Raw genomic sequence first — 23,930 nt, forward strand, 5'->3', positions numbered from 1 at the left:
TTGGTCAATCCATGGAATGAGAAGCATTAAGGCCGGGGCCGCGGCCCGCCGGTCGTCCGGCGCGCCGTCGCAGGGCCAGCAGCGAAGGCTGCGGTGCGGCCATTGAGACAAATCAAGTCTTGATGATGTAGAGCACCGCCCGGTTGCGCGGCCGCGTCTCGGCATCGCCGGTCACGACGTTGACAATGTCGACATAAGGGTTCGAGCCGCCGCCCGGATCGAAATCGCCGGTAACGATGCGCTCGCCGGTCTTCGACGCGCGGACAAAGCCGACCTGCGATGGATTGGTCGCCGGCGGCTGGCCGACGCCGGCCTGCTGAAGCGTGACGGGCGAGCCGTCCGCCGGGTTGACGCGCTGGACGGTGTCGTTCTTCGGCCGCGCCGTCGCATAGTCCTGCCAGGTGCCGAAGGCGCGGCCGGCGTCGATGCCGCGCCCGTCGTCAAAGCCGCGCAGGAATTCACCGCGGAAGTCAGGCACGTTGAAGGTGGTAACCGCATCGCCGGCGCCCCAACTGGTGCCGATTGCCGCGAACAGATCGGCATAGGTGATGCGGCTGACGGCCTGGCCGTTGCATTTCAGCCAGCCGGTCGGCGCCCCAGCAGCCGCGAACATCGAGATAGAACCGGGCGGAACTTCGATCGACGGGCTTTCACCGGCAACAATGGATGCGATCAGCGCCTGCAGGGCCTGCCACAGCTGCGTCGGATCGTTCGGGTCGGGCGTCAGTCCGGCCTCGGTGATCACCTTCAGGATTTCGTCCTGCGTGTCGTTCAGCACCTTGGCCGGCGGGATCGAGCCGTCGAGGCCGGCCGGCTTGTTCTCGTCCCAATAGGGAATGCGCGAAGTGGACGGCGGCGCATTGCGCGGATTGACGAATTTCATGAGTTCACCCTTTTCAGGCCGAGAAGATAACGGTGGTCCACGCCGGCTTCAGCGCGTTAAACAGGCAGACCAGGTCGTCCGGCAGGCCGAGCTTGCCGAGCGGCGTCTCGCCCATGCGGCCGACGCCCATGCGGAAATGGTCGACCGATACGCCGGGCACTTTGACGATCCAGACATATTCGGACGGGTAGCCGCCGCCGAGCGCTTCTGTGCCGCCCATTGCCGAGCCGCCCATGCGGAACGGCGTCGGCTCCTCGATCGAGATCGCATAGCCGGCATCGGCGGCGAGCTTGATGAAATCGGCTGGCGTGATGGTGCCGCCGGAGCGGATCTTCAGCAGCAGCGAGCGCATGCGCGCATCGATCGTCTGGTCCGGACCAAGACAGGGATCGGGCAGCCCGTATTCGATTTCCCAATCGTCAAGCGAATTGACCAGCGTGACCGCTGTCGATTCGAGCGTGACGCCGAACAGCACCCGGTAGGCATCGGCAAAGGCCGAGCCGATCACCCGCCAGAAGCGCGCCAGAACCGACAACGGATCAAGCGCCTGGTTGTCTGATGTGCCCCACGCCGCACCCTTCGGCAGCAGCGCGGTCAGAAACCCTTCGGCTGTCTCGTCGGAGGGATCGGACAGGACGTCGCCTTGTGGCGGCGGGCCAATGAACGGGTCGTCCGGGGCGAAGTGGAAGAAGGCAAGCTCGTCTTCGCCGGGATAGCGCGGCCAGCGCGCGGCGTCAGACATAGCTGATAGTGCCCAAAACAGGCATCTCGCCGCCGACATAGGTGATGTCGCCGGACGGATCGATCAGGAAGTGCCGGTCCTCGCCGACCGCAAGGCTGATCGCCTCCGAAATCCACGAGCGCGACAGGGTGAACGGCGCCGAGGCGACACCCGGCCGGGCGCGCCTGACCAGCATGGCCGCGATCGAGGCGGCAATCGCCGCGCGCGTCTGCACCGTGTCGACGGCAAGGTTGGCGATGGTGATGGTGAGCGGCGACGGGATCGGTGCCGAAACGGAAAGGCCGGCGCGGATCAAGCGGCGCGCCTCCAGCGCATCCTGCACCAAAGCGATGTCACCGGCCTCCGGAATGCCATTCTCGCGGCCTTCGAACAGAAACCAGACACCGACCGTTCCGGGCGCGTCGGCGAAAGGAAACGCCCATGCCTGGATGACGCCGGGCACTGCACGGGCGAACTGCTCGTAATCCGAATAGGCGCCGCCCTGCGGCGGCCGCCGCTTGCGATCGAGGATACGGGCGCGCAGGCTGGCATCCGTCTCTGTATCGGCGCCGCCGCCAATGCCGCCACTGGCCACGGTGGCTTCCAGCTCGAGGTTCGGGAACTGGGTCGGGTCGGCGCGCTCCACCGTCTCGCCGGCGGCGATGTTGGTCGCGACACCATAGTCGTCGGACAGGATCGTTAGCGTCAGCAAGCCGGCGAGATCCGAGCGCGCATCCGAAATCGAGTGATAGAGCCGGTTGCCGGCGATGAAGGCGATGCCGGCCGGATAGATCGTATCGGCATAGCCATTGAGCGTCACCACACCCTCGGCACGCGCCATCGGCCGACGATAGATGCCAAGTTCGGCCCCGTGCCGCTCGAGGTGCTGGACGCTGGCCGTGGTGGCGAAGATCTGCTCGTAGAGCCAGGCGGCGCGCAGATGCATGTCGTGGAGCCCGGCGGCGACCGTCTTGACGATCGCCGTCAGATTGTTCGGCCATACCAGCGCATCGGTGCCCGGCAAATAACGGCGCAAGGCGCCGCGCAGCCGGGCCGATATCTCAGACGGCGAGAGGACGGTCCAGGCCACGCAGTTGCTCCCACAGGACGCCGAAGCGGCGATCGAAAACGACCGCGCCATCGCGGTCCTTCAAAAGAATTTTAAGATCGATGCGCCGCTCGGCCGGCAGCGCCGTGCCGGTCACCTCGACGAATGAGACCGCGCCCTGGTCGACTAGCGTCTGCAAGGCGGCACGGGCATAGTCTTCAGCGCGCAAGGCGGTCGCATCGCTGGCGGTCGAGCGGCGCAGCAGCCAGAGCTTTGAGCCGATCGCGGTCTCGCCGAGATCGGTGCGCAGGTCGAAACTGTCGCCGGGCCAGCCGCGGTTCTGCTCTTCGGGCGACAGCTCGTCTGGTTCGACGCGGGCATCGGTCATCAGGCAGAGCAGCACGGCGGTGGCTAATGCGGCCTTGGCGCGCAGGCCGCCGGCATTGACCTTGTCGTCGCCGGCAAGCGCCCAGTCGCCTGACGTGCCGTCCCATAGCGTGTCCGGCGACAGCAGCGGTTCGCCGTCGCCGGTGAGCGGAACAATCCTGATCATCAGTGCGAGTGGTGGTTGGTGTTGCCGCCGGCATCGATAATCGAGCCGGTCGCCGTTATGTTGCCGTCGACGTTGAGGTCGCCTTTCAAATTCCAGGTGCCGCCGGTCAGCGTGATGGTGCGCGAGCCGAAATCCATGGTCACGCCTCCAGCGAACAGTTTGATGATGTTGCCGGCCGCATCGTAAAGCGCCGCCGCCCCGTTCGGCAGGTCCGGCCGATGCGAGGTGTGCTCGATGCCCATGAGCAGCGCCTGCGTGCGTCGGCCTGGCATGACCATGGCGACGCCGATCGCGCCCTTCGGCGGGCGGCTGGCGGCGCCATGCGGCTGGACGTAGAGCAGATCCTTGAACGTCTCGCCGGCAAGGCCACGGCCCGAGATCAGCAGCTGGCCGTTGTCGAAGCGCGAGCTGTCGATTTCGAACCGCGTCAGATGAGCCGACGATTTCATTGCGCCGAATACTCCGCCTTGGGCTCCGGCGCCGACCAACCCTTGCCGGATTTCGAGCCGGACGAGGAGCCGCCAAGCGCGCGAGGATCGGTCAGCGTCAGCGTCGCCCGCGTGCCGTCGCTGTCTGCCTGCGTGTCCTGCGTCAGTTCCACCGACTTGATGACCATCATTTGGTCGAGATAGACGCGTGGATGCCTGACATAAACCAGCCAGTTGGGCGTCCAGATCTTCCCGCCGGCATCGCGCCAGCCCGACACCGTGATTGTCGCGGTGACGGCAAGCCCGGCTGCCGCGCGCGCCTCCCATTCGACCGCGTTCTTCATATGCGCCGTCGTCGCCTCGCCATCGAGCACGACGATCTTGGGCCTGGCACGGCCGACCGAGGTATCGCTGGCCTTTGCTTCCGGCCGCATCGCCTGCGGGGTGACGCCGCGCGATTGCTGACCGCGCACAACGACCGGGTTGAACCTGCCCTGCCCCGAGAACTCAGCGCTGGCCGATATGATGTTGACGCCAGCCTGGAGGCCGCCGCTATGCGAGCCTTCCGGCTTCTTGACGATGCGCAACTTGCCTTCCGGCGTGTCGTGGATGATCGCTGCTTCCGCGCGCGCCAGCGGCTCAAGCGTCGAGTATAGCGATTCGCCAGGCTCAATCTGATGTTTGGCGATCGTCTCAAACGATCCTTTCGCCTCGATGCCGATGCCCAGATTGTCGAAGGCCTCACCGATGCCCTTGATGTTCCGGTTCTCGACCAGGCCGGTCTTGTGCAGGATCGATGTCTCGACCGCGTCGACGGTGCGCGAGACCAGCGATATCGCGGCTCGCCAATCATCCGACCCCTGGTCGGGGCGCAGATCCCTGACATAGCCGGTAAGCAGCAAAGTGCCGTTCGCCGAGAGAGTAGCCTTGGTGTCAGGCCATGGCGGATCTATGCCGGGCGGGATGTGCCCGTTCACCACAGCGGTGCGCACCGCCTCCTCGGCCGAGATCGAGATCGAGACATCCTGCCACGGCAGGAACAGGCCGCCCGCCTGGATGGCAATCGTCTCAAGCGGCAAGGCGCAATCCTCTCAGGCCGCCCCGTGGCGGCAGCGTATACACGTGGGCTAAGGCGCGATGGCCTCGAAGCTGATCGGCATGGCGGCTGGCGTGGCGACGCTGTTGCGACGCGCCAGTTCGCCTGCCCTTCCGGCGTCGCCATAAAGCGCATAGGCCAACGCCGTCGCCGGCAGCGACACTTCGGTATGGACGGTGACCAGTGGCGCCCGGTTCGCGGCGACGGCGCTGAGATCCGACGCCGCGGTCGCGGCGATGTCAGACAGCCATTCATTGACCGAAACATCCAGACCCCTCGACAGCGCGTCGAGAACGGGATCGATGACCGGCGAAATGCGGTCGCGGGCGCGGCGCGCATCCTGGCGCGAAAGATAATCGCCGGCCGCCAGCGTCTGGCAGAAACCGGCGGCGAAGGCAGCGGCCGACACCAGGTCGAAGACATCGTCGCCGGCCGGAACGGCAGCGACGGCAAAAGCCTCGACCGCCTCGGCCGGGCTCGCCGTATCGGCAATGGCGCCGACGGTCGAGACGATCGCGGAGGCAATGGCCGATGCCTGCGCAACCGGCTCGGCCGCAAGGCGTGTGATGGTCGCGATGGCGTCTGCCACGACCGGCCGCTTGTCTTCAGCAAGCTCCGAGGCGTCGGCAACCGCGGTCATCCTGGATGCGGCTGACGTGACCGCCAGCGCCGATGGCGCCGCCTGCCCCGGCGCAACATCGCGCATGCGGAAGGCGGTCGCGGCGGCGATCATATCGATGCCGGCCGCGATCAGCGAAGCAATGGCAAGCGCGCCAGGCACAGCCGCGAACGGAAGCGTCGGCAGGCCGGCCGCGATAAATTCGATATCGAAGCCGACATAGCCGGCGCGGCCGCGCTCACGGGACAGCGACCAACGTGGCACCCTGACCAGCACCGGTCCGCCCATCGGCAACACCAGCGTGGCGGCGCCCGGTGCATTAAGCGCGGCGGTGAACGCGCGAGCGGCGGCGTCAGCGAGATCGCCAGCGACGTAGGCGCTTAGCGAAAACCGCCTGACATCGCCGCCCATATCCTCGGTGACATGCAGGTCGGAATAGGCGATCGGCGAGACGGCGACGCGGCGGCCGCCCTCGGCGTCCTCATAGTCGACGAAGAACGGCACGCCGCGGAACGTGGCGGGCCGGAAGGCTTTCAGCCAGTCGCGCATCAGCGTGGTCCCATTGCGCGGCCGGCATCCGAACGGCCGGTGTCGGCGCGAACCTGCTTGAGCGAACCGATGGGCCGCGACAGGTCGGCGGCGGCGCCGCGGGCGGCGGCGGCGAGGCTGTTGGCGCCCGAGACGATCGCCGCCTCGAGCTTGCCCGCGACCGACGCCAAAGTGTCGGCGCCCGACTTGATGCTGTCTCCGGCCTGCTTGCCGCCATCGGCCACGGACGACGCCGTCTCGACGCCGGCGCCCTTCAGGTCGGCGGCCGCGGCGTCCGTGGCCCGCTCCATCGCGCTGAAATCGATCTCGTTGCCGAAATAGCCGGCCGGCTTATCGACCTTAACGCTGTTGCGCACGGCGGCCGCGTGCCCGCGACCGTAGAGCCGGTATTGCTCGGCCATGGTTGGCGCCACCGGCCGCGCCGTCGGCAGCGGAATGCGGCCAGGCTGGTCCTGACGCCGCGACGGCAGTTCCGGGCTGGCGCTCATCGGTCCCTTGGCGGCTATCAAGCCTTCCGGCGAACGCCAGCCGCCCTGGAAAGCCTTCAGCCCCTGGTCCTGATTGTCGAAGCCGTTGCGCGCCCACCACATGCGCTTTTCCCAAAAGCCCATGCCTTCCTTTTCGAGCTGGGCGTTGATGAACTGCGCCTTGTCCATATTGGAGCTGACGAAGTCCATGGCGCCCGTCGCCGGCCCAGCGATGCCGCCGCCAATGGAACGTTTCATCCGCTCCCAGGACGCCGCCATCCTGTCGATCTTCGCCTTGTTCCCTTCGAGGATGATACCAAGATCGCGCATCGTCGCGCCGTCGACATTTTCGAGCGCCTTCTGGAAACCTTCCATGGCGTCGCGCCCTTGCAACAGGGCGCGCATGCCTTGCATGAACTGGGCATCGGTGAACAGCTGCGGGATCTTCGACATGTCGCCCTTGAGAGCGCGATCGGTCAATTCGATGAACACGTCGATCAGGTCGCGGCCTTCCTTGCGGGCCTTGGCCATTTCCTTGCGCAGATCGACGCCGAACTTCGAGAAGCTCTTCGCCGTCTCGTTCGACTCCATCTTCTGCAGCACGTTCTGCAAATTGGTCGCAGCCGAACTGGCGTCGCCGGTCTGCAGGCGCACGGTCTGAAGCATCGATGCCAGCTTGCCCAGACCCTTCTCGCCCTCGTAGCCGAGCGCGGCCATAGCCGGCGCGAGCGACGGCAGATACTGGGCCATGTCATTCAGTTCGAACTTGCCCTGCTTGCCCAACGTCACCAGGATGTCGAAGGCGCGCTGCATGTTGTCGCCGGTAAACTTGAATGAGCTGCCGATCGCATCCGCCGTAGTGGCGATGTCGGCGATTTCAGCGCCGGCGGCCTGCGCCGTGGCGGCGACGGAAGGCAGGAAGGACAGCGCATCGTCGACGCTGCGGCCGGAAGCGACAAGTGCTTCGAGACCGTCCGTGATGCCGTCCTGCGTCATCGCATAGTCGAGCGCGGCACGGTCGACGGTGCGGAACATCTCGCCAAGCTTATCCTTGCCGGCATCGGCGTTGACGGCAATTCTCGTCAGCCGACGTTCGGCGTCGGCGAAGTTGGTCACCAGCGCCCCGGCGCCGCGAACGACCTGGTAGCCAATCACGCCTCGCATAGCATTCATGGCGAGCGCAGACGTCCGCGCCATCATGGTTTGCGTCCGATTGAACGCCAGCGCTTTCTGGTTGACCTGGTTGAGCTTGCTCGACAATTGGCCGAAGGCGCCCATCGAGCCGAGCTTCGCCGACAGGCGCAGAATGGCCTCGATCGTGCGGTTGCTCATTTTTTCGGCCTGCGCTTCAGGAATTCAATGCCGCGCCCGTGCAGCGTGGCGATCTCGGAAAAGGTCATGGGCAAGACGACGCCGGGCTGCCAGCCGAAGAAGAACAGGAGATCGTCGGCCTGAATGCCGACGACGTCGCCTACTTGGCGTCCTGCGACGCGGAAACCATAAAAAAACCGATCACCGCATCGCGCACCAGCCGGGCGTCGGCCAAGGTGAGCGCGCCAAGTTTTTCGATCCCTGGCGCCGTGACGCAGCGCCGGACATAGGCGGCGACGGTGTCGACGTTCTCGATGATGACATTGTTGCCGGCGGCGCGCTGCACCTCGTAAGGCTCGCCCAGCGCCAGCAGATCCTCGAAGCGCGGCTCGCGCAGGGTGACGCTGTCGAAAGGCTCGCCATGCGCCTCGTAGCGCTTGGACAATGGGACGATCTTCTCGGCCATGTCAGATCTTCTTGTAGGCACGGGCGATCAGCGCGACGCCGGTGACCTCGCCGCTCGCGCGGTTGATCGTCGGGGTGCCGGTGAAGGCCGCTTCCGTCCACAGATGCTGGGCGCCGGTGAAGCTCTCGTTGAGCGTCACATTGAAGCCGGAGGCGCGCATCAGCCGGTTCCAGTCATCGGCCGCCATGTCCTCGAAGGTGAGGTTCGCTTTGAAGCCGGTCGGCTCGACCGTGCGATAGATCGAGCCGTCCTGGTTGGCATTGCCTTCAATGTTGACATTGGACGGCATGATCTCTGCCGCGCCGCGCACCACGATGCGGTCGCCGGTCGAAAGGGCGAACGTCATCTCTCCGCCGAAATTCTGCATGGGTTTATCCTCTCAGTTGGATGGCGATGGCAGGTGCCAGATCAGGCGGCGCGATACTGGCTGTAGAGCCGGGCGTTGGCGGCGATCACGTCGAGCGCGTTGACGCGGTCGATCGGCGCCAGGATGTCGACGCGGTTGGCGTTTTCGGTGTTGCGCTGGACGACGAGGCGATCGGCGAAGCCGCGCGCGTTTTCGAGCACACCCTGTTTCTCCATCGTCTCGGCAGAATGGACCAGCGTTGCCTTGATCGCCTTCGGTGTCGTCAGCGAGCCGAGGCCGCCGGGGTTTTCGTCGGCGAGAGCCTTCTGGCCGTGCTCATAGGACAGCTGCGCCCTGAAGAAACGCAGGATGGCGACCAGCTGGCCGATGGCCTGAATATCGCGGAAAGTCTCGTCGGGCTGCGCGTTTGCATCCTTCTGATAGGTGGTGATGATCTTGTCGATCGCCACGCGACCATCGGCCGTAATGATGAAGCTGGAAATGCCGGAGCGCAGCAGCGTGTTGCGGCCGGCATAGGTTGGCACGGTCGCGCGGTTGCGCTGCGCCTTGACGCCTTCGACCACAAGCCCGGTCTGGTTGCGCGAGACGTTGCCGGTGACGCCATCGGACAGCCAGGGCACGATGCGCGAGACGAGGCCGGCGGCCCACAGCCAGGCCGGCGTCGCGTTGCCGGCAGCTGCGATGCGCGGCAGGATGGTCAGATGGCGATCATTGAGCGACAGGCCCAGCGTTGTCAGCGCCGCAGTCGAGCCGGTCGAGGGGGCGAAGACGTGGCCATAGACCTGCCTGTTATAGGCCCAACGTCCGGACGTATCGTTGAGCAGCGCAGCGTAGCGGCCGATATTGGTCGCATCGGCGAAAGGCGAGACGATCCAGTCGAAGGGATCATCGCCGAGCGAGGCCAGGGCCGCCGACAGGTCGGGATCGCCGGCCGCCGCGACGGTGTTGGTCAGCGTGAGTGCAGCGCCAGCAAAGGCGTTGGCGGCGATCGTCGTCGGCACATAGACGTCGAGATCGCCGAAGATGGCGCCGGCATGCCGGGCCGTGGTGGTGACGGTGTCCGTCACAACCGCCGCCGTCACCGGCAGTGAGGCGCCGGTGAGCGGGTTGAAATAGGCGTTGATCGCGGCGGAAAGCGCTGCGGCCACGGTGTTGACGCTGTCGCCGGCGGCGATCTGCACCTGCACCGGCTCGCCGGCAATCTCGATCGTGCCGACGCCACCGCCGGCCGGAACGGAATTGACCTTGATGGTGTCGGCGCGCGCCACGCCAACGGCCGCGGCGGCAACGATCCAGGTCTCCTGCACCGGCGCATTGAGGAAGGCGACGCGGGCCATTTCGGCGAGCATTGAGCCGGCGCCGGCAAGCGCGACGGCTTCCTGGGCCGAACCGATCGCCTGCGGCACATTGTCGGCAATCGCCGCGCCGGCATTCTTGTGGCCGATCAGCAGCAGCCGCGATTCCGACTGGTAGCTGCCGCCCGAGGTGACCTCGAAGGCGAAGAGCGGCGCGACCAGACCGGCGCCGGGGATATTGTTGAACTGGATGCCCATCAGTTTTTCTCCTTGCGCTTGCCTGCGGCCGGGGCGGCAGGCGCTTCGATTTCATCGACGATCAGCGAGCCGTCATTGATGAGCTGCATCCAGACCGGGTCTTCGCGGTCGATGGTCTGGCCGTCGGCCGGAAAATCGGTGGCCGGACGGAACGGATGCGGCAGGCGGTGCGAGGCATCCGCCAGCCTGGCGTGAACGAGATTGGCCATGGTCTAGTCCTCAATATCAGGGAACGGCGGTTCGACGGCGGCGGCGGTCCCGGCCTGTCCGGACACCCCGGCCTGTTTCACGTCGAAGGCGATCGTGTCCATGACGGGCAGCGGCGCTGAAGCCGCGAACTGTGCCGCCATGTTGTCCAGCGTCGCACGGGCATAGGAATTCTCAGGTAGCAGCGCCGCTATGGTAGCGGCCGGCATCGGCAAGCCGCCGGCGGGCGAGAATTCGTCGTCAGGGATCTGACATTCGAAGAGCATCGTCGTGCGCTGCCAGCGCAGTCCGAGCTCGGGGACGGCAAAGCCTTCCTCGTCGATGCTCTCGATCGCCATGACGATCTTGCGGAAGATCGCTCCGGTCGGCCCTTGCGTCAGGACGTAGCGAGCCTGCGCACACAGCGCCGACAGCACGATGCGCGCCTTCGGATCGGAGCCGGCCATGGCGTCTACGAATTCCGCGCCGTCCTCGTCCCTTGCCGCGACCGCCAGCTCGGCGACGACTTCCAAAATGGTGCTGCCATTGCGGGCAACACTGCCCTGCCCGGGTCCACGGCGCGGCGATTGCGACCGGCGCGTGAACAGCGACAGCACCGGCGTGTATTCCTCGCCGGGATCGATCAGGTCGACCGACGGGCGGCGGCTGTCGAAGACGCGGGCGCGGGCCAGGGTCGGGAACCCCGCCTCGGCCAGGATGGCTGCGGTCGGGCAAAAACTCTCGACGGCGGCCAGCCGGGTGATCTCGGCAGCGATGGTCATGGCTTGCCCTTGGTCCGGTTGACGAAGATGGCCAGCCTTTTTCCGCCGTCGACGGGGATGGCTGCAACGAGAAAGCGGCCCTTCACCTCGCCGGCCGGCCCCTCCCACACAATCTGGTCCTCGACCTTCACCGGCTCCGGCCAGTCGGTCGAGAGCGCAGTAATCACCGCCTCATGGCTCGGCATCTCGCGCGACCGGTCGCGGTTCGACGTCAATGTGGAGGGATGCGAAAAGCCAGGTGTTAGGACAGCCGGGCCGAAGTCGATCGAGCCGAGGAAGGGAAATCCCACGCGATCCGGATCGGCCATACGGGTTTCGTTGACGCCGACGCGCCGTGCCGTCGGCACCACGCGGAAGCTTTCGCGGTCGAAGACTTCGGCGACGGTCGATTCTGTCGCCGCCAAAGCCTCGTTCCAGTCGATCATGGCAGTCCCGATCAGGTGTTGCGGGCGCCCATCAGCACGCCCGGCCGAGTGCAGAGCTGAAGCTCGTTCATCTGCAACTCGCCATTGATGCCCTTGTCGTTGGGCATCGGCCACTGCTTGGCATAAAGACGCTGGCCAAGCGTATTGACGGTTTCGATATAGTCGGCCGGCGATTGATAGGTCTTGAACAGGTTCGGCACGCCGATCGGGAAGAAACGCGCCTTGGTCGTCGGGATGCCAACGCCTTCACCATCGATCTCACCGTAGTTTTCCCAAACGATGCCGCCGAACTCGAACATAGGGTTTTCCGAGCGGTTTTTGCCGATGTACGATTCGCGCAGGATCTGCGCTTCCGACCAGCCCTTGTAGGTGTCGCGGACTTCCTTGTGGGTCAGCAGCTGGTCGAAGAAGGTGTCGCCGACGAAGGCGTGGACTTCGGTGAAGGGCACGGCGCCAAGCGCCTTCTTTTGCGCCCTGATAACCTTGGTGGCCGCCAGGCGCAGCGCGCCGTCGGCTGGTGTGGCATTGTCGAGATCGAAGTCGACTTCCGCCACCTGGGCAACGCCGAATTCGGTGAACAGGTTAAGCGTGGACCCGTCGGCATAGGTGATAATGCCAGTGATGGCGCCAAGACGCGCATGCTCCTCGGTCAGGTCCATGTCAGACGTGTTGGCGGCAATCACTTCGCCCACGATCTGCTGCACGGTGGCCAATTCACCCTCGGTGCCGCGAGCGCGAACGTTCTGCACCTGGTCGGCGTAGACCGCCCAGTCGCGCTGGAAATGCGGCACCTTGAAATCCGTCATCTTGCGCTTGGGCATATCGCGCGTTTCGCCGGGGCCGCCGCGCGGCGACGGCTTGACGAGCTGCAGGATGTCGCCGACGCGCTCGATGGCGATTGATGTCGTGGTGACGGGATGGGCCGAGAACAGGCCCATCTGGCCGATGCGGCCGGGCCGGTATTTCAGATCGTTGACGAAATCAGTCAGCGACGTGCAGCTGAACGCTTCATTCTTGAAGATGTCGAGCATTTGCGTTTTCCCTTTGGAAGTCCTGGCTGGCAGGAGATGGTCGGCGCGGCGGGCCGCGGGCTCAATTCAAAGGCCGGCGGTCACCCGCCGCGCCGTCAGTTCCGGATGATGATCCCGCGCGCCTCGAGAGCCTGTACGGCGTCGGCCTTGGCGGCAGCGGTGATGCCTGCCGGCCATTCGATCTGGTGGCCGTTGACTTCCGCATCGCGGGCGATGACGGCAATCGCCGCTGTTGCGTCGGCGGGCGTCACGACGCCGTTGATCGCAATAGCGACGGCGACTTCGGAGCCGTCCGCCCCTGCCGGGTTGTAGGCGACGTACTGGAAATCCTCGGCATCGGCCTCGACCGTGACGGTGAAGCGATCGCCGGCAACGAAGTCGGTCGCGTCGGCGATGGTGAACTTGATTTCCTTGTTGAAGGCCACGCCGACGGTTGCCTTGCCGATCGACTTGCCGGTCGGATCGGTCACTTCAAAGGTGCCGCCATTGGTCGCCGGCTCCGTGCAGACGATGTTGTAGACACCGTCCTTCACCTTGGACGAGACGGCAGGGTTGGCAAGCGTCAGCGCCCCTGCGCCGGCGGTATTGCCGGCGTCGGCGGCAGCGGTGGCGACGACGCCGGCCACGACTGCGATCCGGCCGAGCACGGTGCCGGCAAGAAGCGTCTGGGAAAAGGCGATCGTGGCGTTCTCGCGCGAGCGGTGGAAATTCGCCTCGCTGAGCAGGAATTCGCCGGCATGCCGGCCTTCGGTAACAGTCGTCATGGCTTCAGCCCTTCACGAGTTGGAGTGGTTTGCGCGAAAGGGCTTGATCAGCCGTTGCGCTTGTTGATGCGCTCGGCTGCCTTGGACCAACCCGCCGAGGCGTCAGCGGGTTTCGGGGCGTTGCCGGGCTGCGCCAGGCCGGCGGCGGCCAGGCGCTGTTGCTCGTAGGCGGCGGCATCAGCACCGCCTGTCGGCTTGGTTGCCGCCACGTTGGCGACGACGAAGGCGGCGACATCCTCGCCGGACATGGCCGGAGACTTGGCTGCGAGGTCGAGCGCCGCCGCCATGCGGCCGCCATCCCCCTTGACGCCTTCGGCACCCATCGCCGTCGTGAGGCGCTTGCTTTCAGCGGACACGCCGGCGGCGTGGCCCTTGGTTTCAGCCGTAGCAACGGCGGCGTCATGGTCGGCCTGCGAGATAGTGCCCGCCGCGGCGGGCGCCTGATTTCCGGACATTCCGGTCTCCTTTGCCCGCGGGGGGCGGTTGGTTTCAGTTGACGCCTGGGCGCCGGTTTCTTCCCCATCGTCAGGGGAAAGCTCATCCGCCGCCGCGAGCGTTGCTGCGCGGACCGCGGCCAACATGCTGTTCGCCATGGTTCAGGCCTTTCCGTTGATTTCCTTGATGAAAGCCGCGAACGCCTCCTGGCTGTCGCCGACCGCATCGACGAGGCCGAGCTCGACGGCTTCGGCCGCCGAATAGGCTTCGGCCTCGGTCTTAAGCGCCGCCGCCTTCGACAGCCGCTTACCGCGGCCCTGCGCGACAACGCCGGCAAACCGATCGCGCATCTGCTCGACCTCGGCCTGCCATTTCTCCTGAAGACCGGCGGCCAGCGGCTGATAGGGATTGCCGTCGATCTTACGCTTGCCGGCATGGATGAAAGTGACCTTGATGCCTTCCTGCTCGAGATTGCCGCTGAAGTCGGCATGCATCATGACGACGCCGATGGAGCCGGCGCCGCCGAACTCCGGCATGATGATCTGCCGCGCCGGACTGGCCACGAGATAACCCGCCGAATAGGCGAAGTCGGTCAGGATAGCGATGGTCGGCTTGGCCTTGGACAGCGACCGGAGCGCTGCGGCGGCCTCGAAGGCGCCATTGACCTGCCCGCCGAAACTGTCGATCTCGACAACGACTCCCTTGACGGCAGTGCTGCGCTCGGCCCGGGCGAACTGCGTGATCAGCCCCTGGTAGGATGTTTCGCCAGACGACGATCCGATCCACGCACCCTTTTGGACCAGCGTGCCTTCGACGGGAATGACAGCGACGTTCCCGACCATTTCGAACGGGACGATGCCGCGCTGGTCGAGGCGGCGGCCCATGTTATCGCCCAGAACGCCAGCCGACGGACGGCCGTTGGCAAATGCAACATGGTCGATCGCGCCCGGCGCGTTGACGATGGTGATGTTCTGGCCCGTCAGGCGCGGACCGAGCATCTTCAGCAAGGTTTCCGCTTTGCCCGGATGATAAAGATGCGGCCGGTCAAACAGAACGCCGCAGACGCGTTCGAAGGCTAGAGACATGAGCCGCCTCCTACGAAGCGCATCGACTTGGCGTAGCGCGAGCGCTTGCCGCTCTTGGCCGAACAGGCGGCCGCGAGCCGCATCAGCTCGGCGTCGAGCGCGGCGACGCTGCCGACCGAGACGCGGACGCGCTGGTGGGTGACCGGCGAACGCACTTCGGTCTCCTCGACCCGCTCTCCGGCGATCAGCTTCAGCTTTGCGGCATAGAGCGCCTGGTAGAGCGCGCACGGGTCCTCCGCGTCGACCGTGACGCCTGCGATCTTGACCAGATTTGGCATCAGGCTTCGACCTTCTTTGCAGGCTCGTCCTGGACGGCATTGTCGGCGGTGCCGCCATTGCGCGGCACGAACGGGGACGGCATGCCGGCGTCGACATAGCGCTGATGCTCGCGCTTGCGCTGTTCGAACACCTCGTCCGGATCGTAGCCAAGCTCGGCGCACTCGGCGGCGAGCGTCGAGGTGCCGTTGACTAGGCGCTCGGTCGAAGCCTTGGCGCTCTTGCCGTCATCGGCCGACGGTTTCGCCGGTCCCTGCCAAAGCGCCCAGGTCGCAAGGTCGCGATTCTCCGCGAAGGCCTCGTATCCGCCCTTGAACGGAAGGCGGCCTTCACCGACCATTTCGTCCATCCAGTTTTCGTAGACCGGCTGCACAATCGGCGCGGCGATACGCTCGCGACGCCTGACCACCACGGGCCAGATCGATGAATTTTCCATGCGCACCGACGAATAGGTGGCGTCGTTGTGGTCCATGGTCAGGCCGCCATAGGTGATGCCGATGGCGCGGGCGGTGTCACGCGACAGCGCTTTCCACACCGGAAGGAATTCCGGGCCCGGTGTCTTGGCGCCGTGCAGGTCGAACTTCTCGCCCGGCGCCAGATGTGAGATGCGCGGGTCGCCGGAGACCGTGATGTCGCCGTCGCGGGCCCGCTCGAGCGCGCCGCCGAAATAGGCGAGAAACTCGTCGCGCAGATCGGCCTGGTCGTCGGGCAAAGCCTCCAAGGCCTCGAATGCCTCCTTCGACGGCGAGGCGCTGGTCAGGGTTGCGGCAAAGATCGTCTGCAGGATCTGCGTCTGGATCGTGGTGTCGACGAGGATCTCGTGCTGGATGTGCTGGCGGAAGGCCGGAGCCATCCGCGAAATACCGCGAACATCGGTCGCGTCTGCCGGATCAAATGCGTGAACGACCATCTTTCGGCCGGACGCATCGTAAGCCGGATAATCCTTCTTTTCGACGATGCCGGTGTTGCGCTCCTCGAATCGGTAGTGGGTCGGACGACCGTTGGCGTCGTGAAAGACGCCTTGGAACAGGCCTTCGAACTCGTTCGAGTCCTGCACCAGCCTCGTCGGCGGCACCATGCAGAGCTTGGTGCCGCTCTTAATACCGTACCGCTGGCGCCACGCTGTGCCCATGTAGGACATCACTCCGGTGGCTTCGCCGTAGGCCATGTCCCAGCGCAGCGCGATGTCGATCATCTGCGGAAGCGTGAACTTGCCGCGAAAATCGCATTCGGCAGGATTCCACGACCAGCGCTTCCACTCCTCCTTGACCAGTTTGATCCAGTCGTTGATTTCGTCAGCGCTCCAGCCGAGGCGGGCGAGATTGGGTTGCGGGTTGAGCACCAGCTCAACCCCGACCGTGTCGGCGACGACCTGGTCAGCGGCGCCGCGCAGTCGGCCGGAATTCTGGATCAAGTCGACGGCGATCCCGGCAGCGCGGCGCCATGCCTGGCGGATGTCATCGCGGCTTTCCCGCAGGATGGCCGGCCGGGTATTGATGACGCCGGAGCGGCTATCGCGCAGATAGCCCGCCGATCGCTGCGGCCGCTCGGCGGGCGTAGCCGCCGGCCGGCGCAGAATGCGATCTAGCAGCTTCATTTGCGCTTGGCCCATCTTTCACGGTTTGCCGCGCGTCGCGCCTCGCGCTCCGGGTCGGCCTTTGTGGTCTTTCCCTTAAACGGCCCGTCCTCGGCCGCTTCGAACAGATCGGGCTCGGCCGGCTTGCCGTGCACTTCGGTCAAGAGATCGGCCCAGCGCTCGGCGTTGAGCCGCCGCTTGTGCTTCAGGTGCCAGGCCAGCGCGAAGGCGTAGACCGTGGTATCGAACCAGTCGTTCGCGCGGCCGAGGATCCTCTTCCATTCCCGAGGCGCCTTCGGGCTGATCAGGTTGCGCGCCCGCCGCGATACCGTGGCGCGCGCCTCCTCGTCCGGGTCGACCAGCCGCTCTGCTGTCATCTCCTTGGCGAACTCATCGTCGCAGAGCTCGTTCGACAGGTGGATGGTGTTGCGCGGCCAGCTGCCGCGCTCGTCCGGGCCGAGCACGAAGTTGGCCAGGGCCGCCATCACCGAGGTCTTGATGTCGTAAAGCCCGACCGGATAGAGCATCACCTTGGCGACGCTTCGCTTGCGCTGGTCGCGTATGTCCTTCTTCACCGGCGTGCCCAGCCATGGCAGGCCGATCGGATGGCGGCCGTCGAGCGCGTAGACGTTCGGCCGCGAGGCGCAGAAGCGGTAGACGCGGTCAGTGGCAAAGCCCGAATCGACGCCGGACAGATCGATGCCCTTCTCGCCGCCGCCGGCTGTGCGGTAAGTCTTGCCGAGCGCATCGGCGAGTTCGATCCAGGCGTCGTCGACCTGGTCGGGCGCACCCATAAACACCTGGCGGTCGATCAGCCAGGCGCGGTCGCGTGGCCCGATCGCCCAGACCGACCATTTGATGCCGTAGCCCTGGACGTCGGCGGCCGAGACGATCAGGCCGGCCTCCGACGGGATGACGCCGCGCGGGAACGGATTTTTTCGCGCCGCCTCGACGATCTTTTCCCATTCGACCGCGACCCCGCCGGGATCGTAGGGCAGCGCCAGGTCCTGCTGGTAGAAGGTGCGCAGCTTCGTCGTGTCGCCTTCGGCGTCCTTGAAGCGGTTCCAGATGTCGGCGAAGCGTTCGCGTGGCGCGTAAGCGGCCCACAGATGATAGCTCGGCTGCCAGTCACGGCAGCGGCCCTCGCAGGGATCGCAGCGCCAGCGGGCGATGTCTTCGGCCGCGATCGCGTCCGGTACCTTTTCCTCGCCGTCATGGACGCGGCGCGCGATCCAGTGGCCGCGCGCATTCATCTCGGCCTTGTGGCCGTCGAGTATGGCGCCGTTGCAGGCGATGCAGGCCACATGAACCGGCAGATTGCGCGCCGGATCAGCATCGCGCAGCTGCTCGCGAAACTGGTCGAATTCCAGCACATGATAGATGCCGCAATGCGGACATGGCACGTAGTAGTAGCGCTGGTCGCCGACCTCGAAATCGCCGGTGATCGCGCATTCGCCGGAGATGCCGGGCGTCGAGCCTTCCCATTCCTTGGCGAGGTCGCCATACATTTTCTGGCGGGCGCGGGCCTGGTCGCGCGGGCTGCCACGGCCGTCGACGTCGCGCGGATAGCCGGTGACCTCGTCCATGGCGAGGTATTTGATCGACACCATCTGCAGGCCCTTGGAAGAGCCCGCATTGACGATCTGGCAGAAGCCGCCGGCGTAACGCTTGAACGAAGTCGTCGAGCCCTGCTCGTCGCGGCTGTTGACCGGCATCACCTTGTGGGCGATGCGCGGGCTCGCCTCGATAGTCGGCTGCAGCTTGACCCGGTTGAACTTGGTCGCTTCCTCGAGTGTCGGCAGCACAATCATCATCGAGCCGGGCGCCTGGTCGACGATGAAGCCGAACCAGTTCTCGATTGCCGTCGACTTGCCGAGCTGCGCCGCCCAGCGGCAGGTGACGCGGCGCGCCGGATGGTCCGGATGCAGGCAATCCTGCGGCTCGCGCAGATAGGGCACGCGGTCGGTCTTGAACTTGCCCGGCCAGGGCGATCCCGATTCCGGCGAGACGACGCGGTAGCGGTCGGCCCATTCCGAGATCGTCAGGTCAGCGACGGGCCGGCTCGCGGCCTCGAGCCCAGCGAACAGGATTTCTGCCCCATGCGGCAACTCAGGAAATGAGAGCCGCGCGTCGTGATAGCTCATTGCAGGGATGCCTGGTCGAACGGACCTATGTCGCCTGCCGCACGCTCACGCTCGCGCTGGTCGAGGCGTTCGCGGATCTCGCGGTTGAAGTCGTCGAGACCGACGCGGACGAAGCCCTTCAAGGCAATGCGCGCGACGCGCTCGTCCCAGCCATATTTTACCGAGAGGCTCGCCGCCTCGCTTTCGATCGCCCGGTCGAAGGCGCTTTGCATGAGCGCGATCGCGTCGCGGCCGGCCTTGTCGACCTCTGCCGTCGGCGTCAGTTCGCCGCGCCGCTGGGCGAGGTCCATTTCGCGCATCTCGGCATCGGCCTGCGCCTTGCGGGCTTGCCCGTCCGACTGGCTGCCGGCGAAGCGCGAGACCGGCCTACCCTTCGGACTGCCGAGGCCGGGAGCCAGCCCGGCAACCGGCGGGATGTTGCGAAGGCGGATGTTCTCGCCGCGGTGCGCGACAAGCGCGCCGTACTCGACCAGGTGCGACTTGCCTTCCTCGCGCGTCGGCAGCGCTTCCGAGTGCTGCTTCAGGTAGCGCGACAGGGTCGAGCGGTCGATCCGGTCGCCGGCCTCGCTCAAACGCGCCGCGGCATCCGTGATCGAAATCCACTCGCCGGCGGCGGCGTCGGTTTCGATGACCATGCGTGCAGTGTCCCGTGCGGCACGCGTGCATCACACGTTCTTGCGTGTACCGCTTTCCGACGCGCCTACTAGAAAAATCCCGGGCTCCCCCGGGCCCGTATGGGTTGGAAACGCTGATACGGTCCCTACACCGGGGGTGGGGTCAGCGGGGCAGGAGGTTCTCGACCTCGTGCAGGTAGCGAGGCATCAGGCTCTGCTCGATCAACTCGGTCAGCACCTGGAGGTAGACCTCCGGGTTGTTCGTGATGTCATGCGCCGGGTTCGGCCCGAACAGCTCGCGGATCGGAAGCCTGTCCTTGCCCTGCCGCCTGAACACGCCGACATGGCCGCTCTTCATCTCGGCGATGAAGGCAGAGCGATATGATCCTCTCAATCGGACGCGCACGCCCTTGGCAGTCTGGGTCGCGCCAAGCTTGTAGAGCGGCAGCCATCCCGATCTCAGGATAACATCGGCAGTGTTGCCGCCGGCATTGAACTGCGCTGTGGTCACCGCCCGCACCCGCGATGGCGGGATGTCGATGCGCTCGGCATTGCGCTTGATGATGCGGCTGCGCGCCATCTGCGTGATGCGGCGCATGGCGCGGGCAGCGGCCTTGGCCTTGATCTGGTCGGGCAGGCGCGCAATGGCGCGGCCGAGTTGCTCGAAGTCGGACGCATCGACATGAAGTTCGACGGTCACGTGCTTTTCCCAATGAAAAACCCCGGTCGCTGGGGGCGCCGGGGTGATTTCTTTTTTACCGTGTTCAGATGTATGTCAAGTTTCTGCTGCACGTCAACAAGCAACGGCAGTTTTTTTCGCAGGCCGCTCGGCCGCCCTTTCGAAGAGGGCAACGCCCGGCCTGTCAGCCTCCAGCCATGGCGTCATCGAGCGGCTCGAGAACACCAGCCTGTGCCCGACGAGCTGCGTGACAATCTCGGCCTCGAGCCGGCGCAGTGCCGCGACCCAGATCTGGTAATCGAGCCGGCCGAGGATATCGCCGGTCGGATCGGTCGAGAATTCATACTTGCGATAGGCGCCCTTCACCGGACGATGGGTGCGGCCGTTATAGCCATCGACCTCGATATCGTAGGTCCTGCCGTCCTCATGGTTCATCCGCCGCAGGACGAACCATGCCGGCTTGCCGCCGCGCTCGATCATCCTGACCTTAGACGGCTCGGCGCCAAAGTCCGGCTCGCGGCCGAGGATTGCCGTGCCGACGACAAGGCTGATGATGCCGGCGGCGCGCCGTTGCGGCGTTCGCACCATGTAGCGCTCGACCGCTTTCTTGACCGCCGCCTCAGCCATGCCTTCGCTATCCGGCCAGTCGGCCAGCGCGTTCCATCCTGCCGGCACCGCCACGTCGCAGCGCGACAGGCCTGCGACCGCCCGCCCGACCGCAACCGCGTCATCATGCGGCTCGCCCTGCTCGATCCAGTAATTCTCGGTATCGCCCCTGCCCTGGTCGACGATCGCACCAAGCTCGGCAAAGCTGGTGATCTTGCCCCATGACGATGCCTCCAGCATCCGCCAGGCCGAGTTGGCATTGTCCAGCCCGTCAACCCCGCCGCCTTTCGGCAATTCATGGACAAAGGCCCATGTCAGCAATTCCTCAATGGTCACGGTCTTCATTGTCTTATCCTTGCGACAGTTTTCGAGAGTTTTGCGATAGTTTAGCGATAGTTGTAGCCGGCAGTTTATTGAGGGATTTCAATTCGTTGTGTGGATGGTGCGGGAGTTGCGACAGTTATTGCAGCCCATATACGCAAGATATTCGGTTCCCCGCTCCCCTTCCCCACCTCTATAGGCGGCGGAAAACTGGTGCAGACTGGTGCAAGCATTTGTTTTCATTGCATTATTCTCGCTGAATGAACTGTCGCTGAGTGTCGCGGACTATCGCAACTGTCGCGCCATAAAAGTGAATGATTTCAATGCGCGCAGCCGTTTGCAGGCTTGCACAACACGTCCGGAAGGGGTTGCGGGGATCACAGCGCGCCGCGCAATTCGACGCGCTTTTCGTGCCGGATGCGAAGCCCGTCATAATAGATATGCCGGCCTTGGCGTTTGCGAACGCCGGCCTTCGTCACCATCCGACCGAACATCGTCAGCGTGAAATGCGGAGCCCTGTTCACCGTCGCCCAAGCCAGGTAGAGCCGGTAGACTTCATTCGCTTGCGCTCCCGCGCCAGCCTCTCGCTCTAAGCATTCCTCAATGAAATCATTGATATAGGACAGCAGCCCGTCATCAGAGGCCGCTATCGCTGGCTGGCCGTCTGCGACATCAGGCAGGCCAAGACGCTGCCACATCTGCTGCGCGGCCTTGCGGCCGTGGGTCAGCCGCGTCTCCTTGACGAGGTGCAACTTGTCGGCGACATCATCCCAGTCGACCTCTTCTTTCGCCTGATACTCGCCCGTCTTCCGGATCGACGGTAACACCTCGTGGAAAACCCAGCGGCGAAACCGTTCAGCTTCAGGCTTTCGGCTTTCGAAGATCAGGCGATAGACGCCAGGTTCATTTATCAAAACTGCTTCTTGTGGATTTTTTCCAAGGGGGTCGGCAATACCGACCCCCTTTTGACGCTCATCATCATTGAGACGCGCCATTGCATCGTTGGCATTGGAGATCGTCAGGCATCGGCAAACATCCTTGCCGACGAACCAAGGATCGCCATTGATCGTGACGGCCCTCACCGGCATGTCTTCGAAATCAAAAGTCGCAAGCGCATTCATGCTGCTTCTCCCTGTGTTGATGTTCATCGCAAATGCCCTTCGAAATCGGAGCCGCCGGAGCCGAGATTGCCCTGCCTGGAGGCCGGCACGTCAACCAGCCTGACGCCGCGATAGACGACGATGCGGCCATCGATGCGGTCGTATTTCTTCTTCATGATCAGGCCGAAGGCGGTCAGCGAGATCGGCTTGCCGCCCTCGTCGACGGTGAAGTCGACATAGGCCTGATAAAACTCCTTGGCGGTCAGCTCGGCCGAGGCATCGGGTATGACGCAGCGGGCGCAGAAGGCCGAGGTGCGGTCCATTTCGTCGCGGTATTCCTGCGTCTTCAGCCGCACCGCGTCGGGGATGACCAGGCCTTCGCGCAGGAAGATCATCACCCCTTCAATCAGCCAGTTGAGGATGCCCGGATATTCCGGCACGAACTCGGCCACCACTTCCTCGAACTCGCGCTGGTCGGCCTCGGCGATGATCTTCGACCAGTGGATGACGGCCATGCGCCGCCATATCCCGTTGTCTGTGCCGGTGATCTTGGGATAGCCATTGCCCGACATGTGGCCGGTGAACACCGGCTTGAAGTCGAAATAGCCCTCGAACAGGTCGCGCACGGTAAAGTGCTCGCCGCCGGTCAGGTCCTTGACCAGGTTCTCCCTGAGATCCTCGCCCTCCGGCAGTTCCTTGACGCGCAGGAAGCGGCGTCCATAGAGCCGCGCCATGTCGGGGTTGGCCGCGCCGCCCGCCTTGCCTTCACCGATGAACGATTCGGACGGCAGCGTGACCGCTACCTCGCCGAGAAGCCGGCAGAGCGTTTCCATGTAGACCGACTTGCCGTTGGCGCCCTTGCCATAGTGGAAGAACAGCTTTTGCACGGTGACGCCGACCAGGCCGAGGCCGGAGGCGACCTGGACCATGCGGCGCACCTCGTCGATCGGCAGCTTGTCGCACAGGAATTCGTCCCATTTCGGGCATTTGGCCTTCGGATCAAAGGGCACCGGCACGCGCTGCGTGATCATGTCCTGGCGCCGGTGGCCCTCGACCACCTTTAGCTCGGCATCGGCGACATGGATGAATTCCGGCACGTCGTAGCGGATGTCGTCTTGGTCGTCGTAGGCAGGATTGCGCACCCGCTTCATGGTGCGGCGGAAGCACAGCGTATGGCCGGCAAGCGCCACTTTGAGCGGATCGGCGTTGAATTCGTCGGGCCCGCGCTGGATATGCGGCGCGGCGCAGGCGAGCATCGCCTCCAGACGGCCCTTGTTCTTCGAGGACACAGCATGGTTCATGCGCCGGCTGACGCGCTTGGCGAGGTTGGCGTTGGCGGTCTCGGCCAGCTTGGCGAGCTTGCGCTGCACCGGCGTGCGATCCTCTTCGGCAATCTTCAGCGCCTCGGCGCCGCGCTCGATCGCGTGCTTCTCGGCCGGCGTGTGGTCGATATATTCGACTTCGAGCGCAATCCGCCCGCCGACATTCTGCGCCACCGCCAGCGCCCGCGGCTCGCCGGTGTCGATATCCCAGTGCGTGCCGGTCCACACCGCATAGGCGGCCTTGCGCGCCTTCGACTGGGCCCGCACCAGAAGATCCTCGCCGAAATGGGCAAGCAGCCGCTCGGCATTGTCGGTATCGGAGTGGTCGAGGCCAGCGCAGGCCTTGACCACTTCGAGGTCGACCTTGCTGCCTTGGCGCGGGGCAGTGCCCGGCTCGCCATCATCCAGTTCATCGACACCCGCATCGAGATCGAGCGGGGTGCGGGGCAGGCCGGCCGCAGCCGCCTGGCGCGCAGCTTCCTCGAGTACAGCCGCGACCTCGTCGGGCATGCTTTTCTTCTTT

26 protein-coding genes are annotated in these 23,930 nt (G+C 65.1%); all 26 read right to left on the reverse strand.

What is annotated here, in order from left to right; genetic code table 11:
• Positions 1-112 precede the first annotated feature (112 nt).
• The 26 genes from JG739_RS34930 to JG739_RS35055 all read right to left on the reverse strand — a co-directional run bounded on the left by JG739_RS34930 (position 113) and on the right by JG739_RS35055 (position 23,917).
• The gene (locus tag JG739_RS34930; protein ID WP_199201663.1) at positions 113-883 is read right to left on the reverse strand and encodes a phage tail protein; all 771 of its coding nucleotides are present in this window, start codon (positions 881-883) and stop codon (positions 113-115) included.
• Between the two features lie 13 nt (positions 884-896).
• On the reverse strand, positions 897-1,625 hold the full coding sequence (locus tag JG739_RS34935; protein ID WP_199201664.1) for a putative phage tail protein: 729 nt from the start codon (positions 1,623-1,625) through the stop codon (positions 897-899).
• Positions 1,618-2,694 (reverse strand): baseplate J/gp47 family protein, encoded by a 1,077-nt coding sequence (locus JG739_RS34940; protein ID WP_199201665.1) that lies wholly within the window; start codon positions 2,692-2,694, stop codon positions 1,618-1,620. Before JG739_RS34940 ends, JG739_RS34935 begins: the two co-directional genes overlap by 8 nt.
• The gene (locus JG739_RS34945; protein WP_244750076.1) at positions 2,666-3,205 is read right to left on the reverse strand and encodes a phage GP46 family protein; all 540 of its coding nucleotides are present in this window, start codon (positions 3,203-3,205) and stop codon (positions 2,666-2,668) included. The genes JG739_RS34940 and JG739_RS34945 overlap by 29 nt, the downstream gene beginning before the upstream one ends.
• Entirely contained in the window at positions 3,205-3,654 is a 450-nt protein-coding gene (locus JG739_RS34950) for a phage baseplate assembly protein domain-containing protein (RefSeq protein WP_199201666.1), read from the reverse strand. The genes JG739_RS34945 and JG739_RS34950 overlap by 1 nt, the downstream gene beginning before the upstream one ends.
• Positions 3,651-4,712 (reverse strand): phage baseplate assembly protein, encoded by a 1,062-nt coding sequence (locus tag JG739_RS34955; RefSeq protein ID WP_199201667.1) that lies wholly within the window; start codon positions 4,710-4,712, stop codon positions 3,651-3,653. The genes JG739_RS34950 and JG739_RS34955 overlap by 4 nt, the downstream gene beginning before the upstream one ends.
• A 48-nt stretch (positions 4,713-4,760) precedes the next feature.
• Positions 4,761-5,897: a DNA circularization N-terminal domain-containing protein gene (locus tag JG739_RS34960; RefSeq protein WP_199201668.1), complete on the reverse strand. Its 1,137-nt coding sequence runs from the start codon at positions 5,895-5,897 to the stop codon at positions 4,761-4,763.
• Entirely contained in the window at positions 5,897-7,696 is a 1,800-nt protein-coding gene (locus JG739_RS34965) for a phage tail tape measure protein (RefSeq protein WP_199201669.1), read from the reverse strand. Before JG739_RS34965 ends, JG739_RS34960 begins: the two co-directional genes overlap by 1 nt.
• A 139-nt stretch (positions 7,697-7,835) precedes the next feature.
• On the reverse strand, positions 7,836-8,141 hold the full coding sequence (locus JG739_RS34970; RefSeq protein WP_199201602.1) for a phage tail assembly protein: 306 nt from the start codon (positions 8,139-8,141) through the stop codon (positions 7,836-7,838).
• A 1-nt stretch (position 8,142) separates the two neighbouring features.
• Positions 8,143-8,508 (reverse strand): phage tail tube protein, encoded by a 366-nt coding sequence (locus JG739_RS34975; protein ID WP_199201603.1) that lies wholly within the window; start codon positions 8,506-8,508, stop codon positions 8,143-8,145.
• Between the two features lie 41 nt (positions 8,509-8,549).
• Positions 8,550-10,061, reverse strand: a complete 1,512-nt coding sequence (locus JG739_RS34980) for a phage tail sheath subtilisin-like domain-containing protein (RefSeq protein ID WP_199201604.1) — start codon at positions 10,059-10,061, stop codon at positions 8,550-8,552.
• Positions 10,061-10,270, reverse strand: a complete 210-nt coding sequence (locus JG739_RS34985) for a hypothetical protein (RefSeq protein WP_199201605.1) — start codon at positions 10,268-10,270, stop codon at positions 10,061-10,063. The genes JG739_RS34980 and JG739_RS34985 overlap by 1 nt, the downstream gene beginning before the upstream one ends.
• A gap of 3 nt (positions 10,271-10,273) precedes the next feature.
• Positions 10,274-11,029 carry a hypothetical protein gene (locus JG739_RS34990; RefSeq protein WP_199201606.1) on the reverse strand — a complete coding sequence of 252 codons (756 nt, stop codon included), beginning with the start codon at positions 11,027-11,029 and terminating at the stop codon, positions 10,274-10,276.
• Positions 11,026-11,454: a hypothetical protein gene (locus JG739_RS34995; RefSeq protein WP_199201607.1), complete on the reverse strand. Its 429-nt coding sequence runs from the start codon at positions 11,452-11,454 to the stop codon at positions 11,026-11,028. The genes JG739_RS34990 and JG739_RS34995 overlap by 4 nt, the downstream gene beginning before the upstream one ends.
• An 11-nt stretch (positions 11,455-11,465) precedes the next feature.
• Complete coding sequence (locus JG739_RS35000; protein WP_199201608.1) at positions 11,466-12,485, reverse strand: major capsid protein; 1,020 nt, start codon at positions 12,483-12,485, stop codon at positions 11,466-11,468.
• 95 nt (positions 12,486-12,580) lie between these two features.
• Entirely contained in the window at positions 12,581-13,249 is a 669-nt protein-coding gene (locus JG739_RS35005) for a head decoration protein (RefSeq protein WP_199201609.1), read from the reverse strand.
• Positions 13,250-13,296: 47 nt separating this feature from the next.
• Entirely contained in the window at positions 13,297-13,704 is a 408-nt protein-coding gene (locus JG739_RS35010) for a hypothetical protein (protein ID WP_202367960.1), read from the reverse strand.
• A gap of 141 nt (positions 13,705-13,845) precedes the next feature.
• The gene (locus JG739_RS35015) at positions 13,846-14,769 is read right to left on the reverse strand and encodes a S49 family peptidase (protein WP_199201611.1); all 924 of its coding nucleotides are present in this window, start codon (positions 14,767-14,769) and stop codon (positions 13,846-13,848) included.
• Positions 14,760-15,047 (reverse strand): hypothetical protein, encoded by a 288-nt coding sequence (locus JG739_RS35020; RefSeq protein WP_199201612.1) that lies wholly within the window; start codon positions 15,045-15,047, stop codon positions 14,760-14,762. The genes JG739_RS35015 and JG739_RS35020 overlap by 10 nt, the downstream gene beginning before the upstream one ends.
• Positions 15,047-16,642, reverse strand: coding sequence for a phage portal protein (locus JG739_RS35025; protein ID WP_199201613.1), 1,596 nt, complete (start codon positions 16,640-16,642; stop codon positions 15,047-15,049). The genes JG739_RS35020 and JG739_RS35025 overlap by 1 nt, the downstream gene beginning before the upstream one ends.
• Positions 16,639-18,765, reverse strand: a complete 2,127-nt coding sequence (locus JG739_RS35030; RefSeq protein ID WP_199201614.1) for a phage terminase large subunit family protein — start codon at positions 18,763-18,765, stop codon at positions 16,639-16,641. Before JG739_RS35030 ends, JG739_RS35025 begins: the two co-directional genes overlap by 4 nt.
• Positions 18,762-19,400 carry a hypothetical protein gene (locus tag JG739_RS35035; protein WP_199201615.1) on the reverse strand — a complete coding sequence of 213 codons (639 nt, stop codon included), beginning with the start codon at positions 19,398-19,400 and terminating at the stop codon, positions 18,762-18,764. Before JG739_RS35035 ends, JG739_RS35030 begins: the two co-directional genes overlap by 4 nt.
• 142 nt (positions 19,401-19,542) lie before the next feature.
• The gene (locus JG739_RS35040; protein ID WP_199201616.1) at positions 19,543-20,079 is read right to left on the reverse strand and encodes a phage tail protein; all 537 of its coding nucleotides are present in this window, start codon (positions 20,077-20,079) and stop codon (positions 19,543-19,545) included.
• Between the two features lie 93 nt (positions 20,080-20,172).
• Positions 20,173-21,009, reverse strand: a complete 837-nt coding sequence (locus JG739_RS35045) for a hypothetical protein (RefSeq protein WP_199201617.1) — start codon at positions 21,007-21,009, stop codon at positions 20,173-20,175.
• Positions 21,010-21,362: 353 nt separating this feature from the next.
• On the reverse strand, positions 21,363-22,106 hold the full coding sequence (locus tag JG739_RS35050) for a BRO-N domain-containing protein (protein WP_202367961.1): 744 nt from the start codon (positions 22,104-22,106) through the stop codon (positions 21,363-21,365).
• 23 nt (positions 22,107-22,129) lie between these two features.
• Positions 22,130-23,917: a DNA primase family protein gene (locus JG739_RS35055; protein WP_244750068.1), complete on the reverse strand. Its 1,788-nt coding sequence runs from the start codon at positions 23,915-23,917 to the stop codon at positions 22,130-22,132.
• Positions 23,918-23,930: the final 13 nt, after the last annotated feature.

Origin of the sequence: Mesorhizobium sp. L-2-11 (assembly GCF_016756595.1) — a bacterium.
Lineage (GTDB): Bacteria > Pseudomonadota > Alphaproteobacteria > Rhizobiales > Rhizobiaceae > Mesorhizobium.